Annotated in this window: 7 protein-coding genes and 2 pseudogenes; 1 reads left to right on the top strand and 8 read right to left on the bottom strand. The window is 35.8% G+C overall.

All coding sequences use genetic code 11. The features are described 5' to 3' along the window. Positions 1-21 precede the first annotated feature (21 nt). The 5 genes from ACFQ3N_RS15705 to ACFQ3N_RS15725 all read right to left on the bottom strand — a co-directional run bounded on the left by ACFQ3N_RS15705 (position 22) and on the right by ACFQ3N_RS15725 (position 5,155). On the bottom strand, positions 22-1,227 hold the full coding sequence (locus ACFQ3N_RS15705) for an acyl-CoA dehydrogenase family protein (RefSeq protein ID WP_390363486.1): 1,206 nt from the start codon (positions 1,225-1,227) through the stop codon (positions 22-24). A 1-nt stretch (position 1,228) separates the two neighbouring features. Further along, entirely contained in the window at positions 1,229-2,809 is a 1,581-nt protein-coding gene (locus ACFQ3N_RS15710; RefSeq protein ID WP_390363487.1) for a class I adenylate-forming enzyme family protein, read from the bottom strand. Between the two features lie 13 nt (positions 2,810-2,822). Then, entirely contained in the window at positions 2,823-3,407 is a 585-nt protein-coding gene (locus tag ACFQ3N_RS15715; RefSeq protein ID WP_390363488.1) for a TetR family transcriptional regulator, read from the bottom strand. Positions 3,408-3,728: 321 nt separating this feature from the next. Then, a complete protein-coding gene (gene sspO / locus ACFQ3N_RS15720) occupies positions 3,729-3,878 on the bottom strand; it encodes a small acid-soluble spore protein O (RefSeq protein WP_390363489.1) in 150 nt (49 codons plus the stop codon). Positions 3,879-3,982: 104 nt separating this feature from the next. Further along, positions 3,983-5,155, bottom strand: a complete 1,173-nt coding sequence (locus tag ACFQ3N_RS15725) for a hydroxymethylglutaryl-CoA synthase (RefSeq protein WP_390363490.1) — start codon at positions 5,153-5,155, stop codon at positions 3,983-3,985. A 387-nt stretch (positions 5,156-5,542) separates the two neighbouring features. Between ACFQ3N_RS15725 and ACFQ3N_RS15730 the strand changes: the two genes are divergently transcribed. Then, on the top strand, positions 5,543-6,037 hold the full coding sequence (locus ACFQ3N_RS15730) for a hypothetical protein (protein WP_390363491.1): 495 nt from the start codon (positions 5,543-5,545) through the stop codon (positions 6,035-6,037). A 150-nt stretch (positions 6,038-6,187) separates the two neighbouring features. Here ACFQ3N_RS15730 and ACFQ3N_RS15735 read toward each other — a convergent pair. The 3 genes and pseudogenes from ACFQ3N_RS15735 to ACFQ3N_RS15745 form a co-directional block, all read right to left on the bottom strand. Further along, positions 6,188-6,712: pseudogene (locus tag ACFQ3N_RS15735) on the bottom strand (SRPBCC family protein). 303 nt (positions 6,713-7,015) lie between these two features. Further along, positions 7,016-7,346: pseudogene (locus ACFQ3N_RS15740) on the bottom strand (ArsR/SmtB family transcription factor). 72 nt (positions 7,347-7,418) lie between these two features. After that, positions 7,419-7,919: a VOC family protein gene (locus ACFQ3N_RS15745; RefSeq protein ID WP_390363492.1), complete on the bottom strand. Its 501-nt coding sequence runs from the start codon at positions 7,917-7,919 to the stop codon at positions 7,419-7,421. Positions 7,920-8,182: the final 263 nt, after the last annotated feature.

Raw genomic sequence — 8,182 nt, forward strand, 5'->3', positions numbered from 1 at the left:
TGTATTTTTACTTAGTAAAATCTATAATTGTTCTCTTATTTCCAATTTTGCAATATCCCTTAAATGTACTTTGTCGGGCCCATCAACTATTCTTAACGTTCTAGCATTTGCCCAATGTGCGGCTAATGGTAAATCATCTGATACCCCCGCACCACCATACACTTCAATTGCCCGATCAATAACATTTAAAGATACTCTTGGTGCTGCAATTTTAATCATGGCAATTTCTTTTCTCGCAGCTTTGGCTCCCTCTTGGTCAATTTTATTTGCAGCATGCAAGGTTAATAATCTTGCTTGCTCGATTTCAACTCTACTTTCAGCAATTTGCTCACGAATTGTATCTTTATCTACTAGTTTAGAGTTAAAAGCCTCTCTGTTGTTTGCACGAGTTACTAATAATTCTAGCGCCCGTTCTGCTGCACCAATTGCTCGCATGCAATGATGAATCCTACCTGGCCCTAGCCTACCCTGTGCAATTTCAAATCCTCTTCCTTCCCCTAATAACATATTAGAGACTGGCACTCTTACATTGTTATAGTGAACTTCTGCATGTCCATGTGGTGCGTGATCATAGCCGAAAACTGGCACAAATCTTTTCACTTCGACACCTGGTGTATCAAAAGGAACTAAAATCATAGATTGTTGTTTGTATCCTTCAGCATTAGGATCTGTTTTCCCCATAACAATAGCAATCTTACATCTGGGATCCATAGCACCTGATGACCACCATTTTTTTGCATTAATGACATATTCATCACCATCACGTACAATGCTACCTTCAATATTTTTCGCATCGGATGAAGCCACATCTGGTTCTGTCATCGAAAAAACAGATCGTATTTCACCCTCTAATAAAGATCCAAGCCACTTGTTTTTTTGTTCCTCAGTTCCATATTTAATTAAGACTTCCATATTTCCCGTGTCTGGTGCATTACAATTAAAGATTTCAGGGGCGATTAAAGAACGACCCATAATTTCACATAAAAATGCGTATTCGTAATTTGTTAAACCCGCTCCTAGTTCAGCATCTGGAATAAATAAGTTCCATAATCCTTTTGACTTTGCTTTAGCCTTTAATTCTTCTACTATTGGTGGAATCATCCAACGACTTTCTTGTGCATTTAGTTGTTCCTCATATACCTCTTCATTTGGATATACCTCTTCATCCATAAATTCTATCAATTCTTTCCTTAACATTTTCCCCTTCTCTGAAAGCTCTTTTAACATGTTAATTTCCCCTTTTTTCCTTTAATGATTGTTTCAATATTTTTCCAGAGGCATTCCTAGGTAGCTCATCGATGAACGCATATACTTCTGGGATTTTAAATTTTGCTAAGTTTTTCTTGCAGTGATTCTTAATCTTAGGAATATCCTCTTCCGTCAATTGATCACTTACAATGAATGCTTTTACTTTTTCACCATATAATGGATCAGGGATACCTATAACAGCAGCTTCATTAATTAATTCATACTTTTTCAGGACATCCTCTACTTCAATGGAGAAGATCTTCTCACCCCCCCGGTTAATCATATGTTTCTTACGGTCGCGAATATAAAAGAATCCATCCTCATCGACACATCCAAGATCTCCAGATAGCCAATAACCGTCTAAAAAATTACTTTTGTTTGCCTCAATGTTTTTCCAATACTCCTTGATAACCATTGGACCTTTTATATACAGTTCCCCAACCTCATGTAATTTACATTCATCCCCCTTAGTATTAATTATTTTAATATCTGCTACGGGAACAGATAATCCTACCGAAGTGACTTTTTCTTCCGAATACGTTAAAGGCATTAAGGTTGCTGGTGATGTAGTTTCTGTTGCACCATAAGCATTATGCATTTCTGCATTTGGAAAAGCTTTTCTTAGCATAGAAAATGTTTGCTGATATATCGGTGCACCTCCAAAGGCGACTTTTGTTACAAAATCAAAACTATTATTCTGAAATTTTTCCTGTGTGGACATCATGATAAATATAGTAGGTACATTAAAGAGGAAGTTTATTCGGTATTTTAGAATGGTCTCTATGTATTTGTCATTTTGATAGCGTTCCATACTATGAGCAGTACCACCAACGAATAGAATATGAAGTAACTGGGCTACTAAACCTGTCACATGAAACATTGGCACTGCAATTAAAGTTTTCATAGTACTATCTGTTTTAAATGTAGTTTTATAGTTAATTAAACTGTGAATAACATTGATATGAGTTAAGACAGCACCTTTAGGCTTCCCTGTTGTTCCAGAAGTATAAAGGATAAAAACGGAGTCTAATTCATCTACTTTTACTTTCTCGAGTTCATATTTATCCTCCATTAATTGTGTAAATGTATCTTCTCCATCAATAACAAGTATAAGATCTTTATGTGGAATAACATTACTATCAATTTCTTTTATTTCATCCATTTTATAAATAAACTTTTCCTCGCTAATAATTACTTTTACATCTGAATGTCCTAATATAAATGCTATTTCTTCTGCTGCCAATTTGACATTGACTGGCACTAAGATTGCACCCAACTTGGCACATGCAAAAACGAATAAGGGAAAGTGATATCGATTTCCGATAATAATTGCTACTCGGTCACCTTTTTTAACTCCACATTTCTTTTGCAAATTGGAAGCAATAATCGATGAATAGGAATCCAACTCTGAATAAGTTAGAGTTCTTTCTTCTGTAACGATTGCATTTTTTTCCTTATAATTCTTAGCGCTATTTGATAGGATATCACCAATATTTTTAGGGCGTTCATTAAATACTTTAATATCCTTCCTCCCAAATAATTCAATTGTTTGAATTGCCATATTAGGCCTCCTTTTATTTCAATATTTTAATAATATAATCACTGTATATTTCAACTAATTCTTCCTTTGACAACCTACCCTTTGGTTTATACCATTGCTGGATCCAGTTCATTGCACCAAGTATAATCATTCTAGCGATTGTTGGTTCCTCTGTGCTGAATATCCTTTCCTGAATTCCCCTTGAAATGATCTGGTCAAAAAGTCCTTCATACCTCTTCCTTAACTCGAGTACTAATTTCAACTGTTCTTCGTTAAAGAAGCGTTTTGGTTCCATAATCAAGTTAAACGTTTCTTTTTCTTCTATGGCATAATCAATATGGGTAGCAACCATTTTAAAAAGAATCTCTTTAGTGGAACCTTCTCCGTTAAGAATCCTCTCGAGATCCTCAGATGCTTGGGAAAGTACAAAATTATGACATTGATACATTAAGTCACTTTTGTTTTTGAAGTAGTAATATAATGACCCTTTAGTCATCAGGAGTTCAGCAGCGATATCCTCCATTGTTGCACCAGCATATCCCTTCTTATTAACAATTCCAATTGCTGAAAATAATATTTGCTGCTTCTTTCTTATCATTTTTCTCTGTGAAAGCTTCATAATAACTATCACCTTTTCAATGTTAGTGTGTAATATATCTTTATTGTAATCGCTTACATTTCCAAATTAAATACTTCCTGAAAATTAATCTTATACGCATTTAAATAATTTAAACACTATTTATTTTTTGAACGCCGTTATAATATCTGAATATTATAACTTATCTTAACGTTATTATTACAAAATTGCAACAGTTTTTTTACTATAGTTTTAAATTTAAATTTAGATTTAAAAAAAGAACCCTTGTATAACAAGAGTTCAGTGTATTTTGTTCTTGTATTCTAAATTACAAAATGAATTTTCTCATACTACATCCTGTAATTACTGTCTTTTTTTTGTCTTTTTATTATTCAACCGCTCATTTTCCGTTAACGGTTCATTTGCAAATTCATGATCATATTGTTTGGATAAAGTTTTCCTTACAGCTTGTTCATCACTATTTCCACTACTAATTTTTCTTTTTTTATCCATAGGAAAGCACCTCCATAGGGATAGTTTGGCTAAAGTAAATACATTGTATGTACGCTAAAAAAACGCTGGAAGGAACTATATCCCTCCAGCGTTTTTACCTGTTTTTATTTTAGTTTATTAATGTATAGTCGCTTATCATCAGCCATTCCCGCTAAACAAATGGATGCAGGATCATTATCAACATCCAACTTAAAGGTAGAACCGTCAGTTGGCAATGTCTCCTCGAAAATTTCCTCATATTCGGAAACCGTTACTTCTCTTCTTAAAGAAAATAACGAGGAATGGTTATCCACATGTAGATGATCCTTATAATTTGGTTGCAGAATACCCGTAAAGAACTCCCCAACAGCACCAGATCCATAACTAAATAACCCGATTCTTGAACCTGTTGCTAAATCATCCTTTTGTTCAAGAAGGGATAGTAAGCTTAAGTATAAGGAAGCGGTATAAATATTTCCAACATTCCTATTGTACGATGTACTGATGGTGTAATTGTTCGTTAACCGTTCCCTCACTTCCTCTGTCCCTTCATCCAGAACAGTCCTTAACGCTTTAAGCCCCATTTTCGTATAAGGTAAGTGATAGCAAATCGCTTCAAAGTCATTCAATCCTAATCCAGTTTTAGACTTATATTGCTCCCAAACTTTTGAAAAGAAGGAAATGTACTGTTCATTGGATAATTTTCCATCCACGAACGCTTTGTCCGAATAAATGGGACGCCAAAAATCCATAATATCTGTGGTAAAGTAGACACTTTGATCTTCCAATACCAAAATATTAGGATCAGCACTAATCACCATCGCAACCGCACCTGCTCCTTGAGTAGCTTCTCCTGGTGTATTCAAACCATATCTGGCAATATCGGAACCTAACACTAACACCTTACTTTGTGGGTTTAGTGCTATATGCCCTTTTGCCATTTGAATACCAGCAGTCGCCCCGTAACAGGCCTGTTTAACCTCAATCGCCCTAGCATATGGGTTTAACCCCAATAAATCATGGACATAAACTCCAGCAGATTTTGAACTATCAATGCCTGATTCTGTCCCAAAAATGACAAAGTCAATCGCTTCTCTATCCTCTTCATCCAAAATTTCTAAAGCAGCATTTGCTGCTAATGTTACTGGATCCTGCGTGATCGGAGCTAAAGACATCTTTTCTTGTCCAATTCCAATCGTAAATTTTTCAGGCTCCACATTTCGTTGGACCGCTAATTTATTCATATCCACATATAAATGAGGTGCGTAGAAACCTATTTTATCAATCCCTATTTTCACAGCTAGTTCTCCTTTGTTTGCCTATATTAACGCATGTCACAAGGTCAACATGCCCAAGTAACTTGTAAATTGGGTAATTTTCATTTTACTACAAATAAAGAAAGAATTAAATCAACAGGACTTTGGGAGAAGCTTCTAGAGAACGAAAGCGTAAGCGCCTTGAAAGACACGACAAGCATAAGCAGGTCGCGTAGTGTGGATGACTTTACCCAAGTCGAACTGCTTATGTCTCGAGTGTCTAGGCACTGGAGCTGGACGTGGCTTAAGCAGTTAATAAATTATCCACAGACTTCTAATTTTATAATATCCTATGCTACGTTCGAAAGAAAAATAATTGCAACCAATTCAAGGCAGTAAACGTATGTACATATTATGCAGGTTATTTTTATGAGGAAAATGATTGGAATCCTATTATTGGTTGTTATGATGTTTGGTATGACTAGTTGTAGTAGTGAAGCTATGAATAACGACGATGTTAAAACGTTTGTGAAAGAATACAAAACAGAACAATATACGATTGAGAATCCTGATGATCCTCTAACAGGACTTGAAATTGGAGAAAAAGTGAAACCGTTTCTTTCAGAAGAAGAACTGGAAAATTTAATGAAAAACCGTGTATTTAGTATAGCACCTACTATAGCGAAGAATATTGGTAAAAGCGTTGAGTTAGAAGGAGTTAGACTTGAGAAAGAACAAGAAAATGATAATGGTTCGATAGATTATACGTATACGTTAAAATTGAAATACTATGATGATCACTCTTCTGTAGTTGTAGCTAAAAAAGGAGAATTGACGATCAAAAATAACGATGGACTGAAAATAACTCGTGATTGGGAAAAGCCAACCGAATTTGAACAATATGCGATTTTACAATCACATTAGTCTGCTAAAATCCTATGTTTATAAGAATTGTACCTTCAAAAATAATAAAGAGAAATCTAACTACAGGGAATAAAATTAAGAAAAACAAGGCTTAGGAATAACAATTCTCTAAGCCTTGTCCGGCGATTTAACATGAGTTTTTTACATCTTTTATTGAACCTTTCTCAGATAATCATCGAGACAGTCCAATTGTGAACTAAACCCTTGAACCACACCCATATCGATTATGGACTCTAGAGCTTCAACAGATGAAAATGTACTTCGGACTATTAATTTTGTCTTACCATCTTGTTCAAGAAAAGTCATCGCTACCAAAATTTCCGGCATACTTTCGTTAGCATTTCCATCTTCATCAGAAAACACATCGGTATAAACAATCTTCTCTGGTATAACGATTTCCTGATAGACTGTTTTCCCCCATGATTCCTGACCATAAAATTTCCCTTGATTCTTATCCGTACACCGCATGCAATAATGCCATACCCCGCCTGGTTTAAACTCAAATTTCTTGTTTTCAGTTGTCCAACCAGCTGGCCCCTACCAGCTCGCCAAGCTCTCGGATTCAGAAAAAGCCTTAAACACAATTTCTCGCGTAGCATTGAAATATCGTTCTAAAACAAGATCTCTTCCTTCTACCTTCGTTTTAACACTATGCGTTGCTTTATTTTCAGACATTTTAATTCCTCCTAAAGAATATTTTGATTAGAAAAACTCGAAATAATATACCTAAACACGGAATTACTGCACTAAAGTACGGAATTCCAGTACACAAACACGGAATAATCTACATAAGTGCGGAATTCTTATACAAAACCGCGGAATTACTGCAAAAAACTCGGAATCAACCAAGCAGGCTACCCGCATTTGGCTTATGCAGTAGGAAAATTTTGTGCTTTCTTATTCACTTAGAAGCTATACGTCCCTCCTTCTCTAAATTTTGCTATAGCGCTGCTCATATTTCTCTGTGTTACTTTCCCTTTATTCATCCTGTTCCTTTTTCTTTGCTTGAAGTTCAAGTAAATAGTCATCCAAACGATCGAACCTTTCCTCCCAGACACTTCGGAAAGTCTCCAGCCAAGAATCCAACTCTTTAAATGGCTGTGAACGTAGCTTGTAGATCCGACGATTGGCAATTGGCTGCACCTCAACGAGCTCTGATTCTGTAAGTATACGAAGGTGTTTGGAAACTTGCGGCTGGCGAATCTCAAGTTTATTTTGCAATTTCTCCAACTGTAAGAGGACCATCACGCAAGAGTTCAATAATTTGTAAGCGGTTAGGCTCGGCAAGAGCACTCAATATTTTTTCCATGCATTAAATATACCTTAAAAGGAATATTTTGATTTTTCGTTAAAAGGATAAAGCACTATTTCTCCCTAAACCCTATCCCTCATATGCCTCCTCCAACTTCCTTATGTTAATTTTCTTCATTTGTAGCATTACTTTCATAACCCTTCCTGATTTCTCTGGGTCTGGGTCGCGTAACATTTCGGTCAAAATCGTTGGGATTACTTGCCAAGATACGCCATACTTATCCTTGAGCCAACCACACTGCTGCGCCTTCTCATCCCCACCTTCTGAGAGATTATTCCAATAGAAATCTACCTCTTCCTGGGACTCACAATTGACAATAAATGAGATTGCCTCATTGAATTCGAAATATGGCCCACCATTTAAAGCTACGAATTTCTGACCTTCTAGCTCGAATTCCACAGTTATTACCGTTCCCTCTGGCTGCCCGTGAATTTCATACCCTTCTTTACCATAGTAATTAATTCTTCCAATCTTTGAATTATCAAAGATTGAAGTATAAAATTTCGCTGCTTCCTCTGCCTGTGAATCAAACCACATATTTGGTGTGATTCTTTGGATTTTGTTTGTCAAAATTCTCCCACCTAAGAAATAATTTTGTTTAAACATACATTAACAGTAACTCCAGGGACTAATTTCTTCTTGATTGCTATATCATTTCTATTTAAATTTATTAAACGACCACCTGCTAAAGCAGGTGGATTTGGACATGAATGTCGACGACTAAAGTCGTTCCTCAGGCTAAAGTCCTGCTCAAAGTCCTTAGCTCAAGCAAACTCGAAGTGTGACTTAACTCATTCCTCAATTCTAAAAATGTCATCCTTACCTTCATTGAA

It is taken from the genome of Virgibacillus byunsanensis, from assembly GCF_042675965.1.
Taxonomy (GTDB): Bacteria; Bacillota; Bacilli; order Bacillales; family Amphibacillaceae; genus Virgibacillus_R; species Virgibacillus_R byunsanensis.

Excerpts from the sequence above, each read along its gene's own strand:
- ACFQ3N_RS15705 (WP_390363486.1), bottom strand. The coding sequence starts at position 1,227 with ATGTTAAAAGAGCTTTCAGAGAAGGGGAAAATGTTAAGGAAAGAATTG.
- ACFQ3N_RS15710 (WP_390363487.1), bottom strand. The coding sequence starts at position 2,809 with ATGGCAATTCAAACAATTGAATTATTTGGGAGGAAGGATATTAAAGTA.
- ACFQ3N_RS15715 (WP_390363488.1), bottom strand. The coding sequence starts at position 3,407 with ATGAAGCTTTCACAGAGAAAAATGATAAGAAAGAAGCAGCAAATATTA.
- sspO (WP_390363489.1), bottom strand. The coding sequence starts at position 3,878 with ATGGATAAAAAAAGAAAAATTAGTAGTGGAAATAGTGATGAACAAGCT.
- ACFQ3N_RS15730 (WP_390363491.1), top strand. The coding sequence starts at position 5,543 with ATGAGGAAAATGATTGGAATCCTATTATTGGTTGTTATGATGTTTGGT.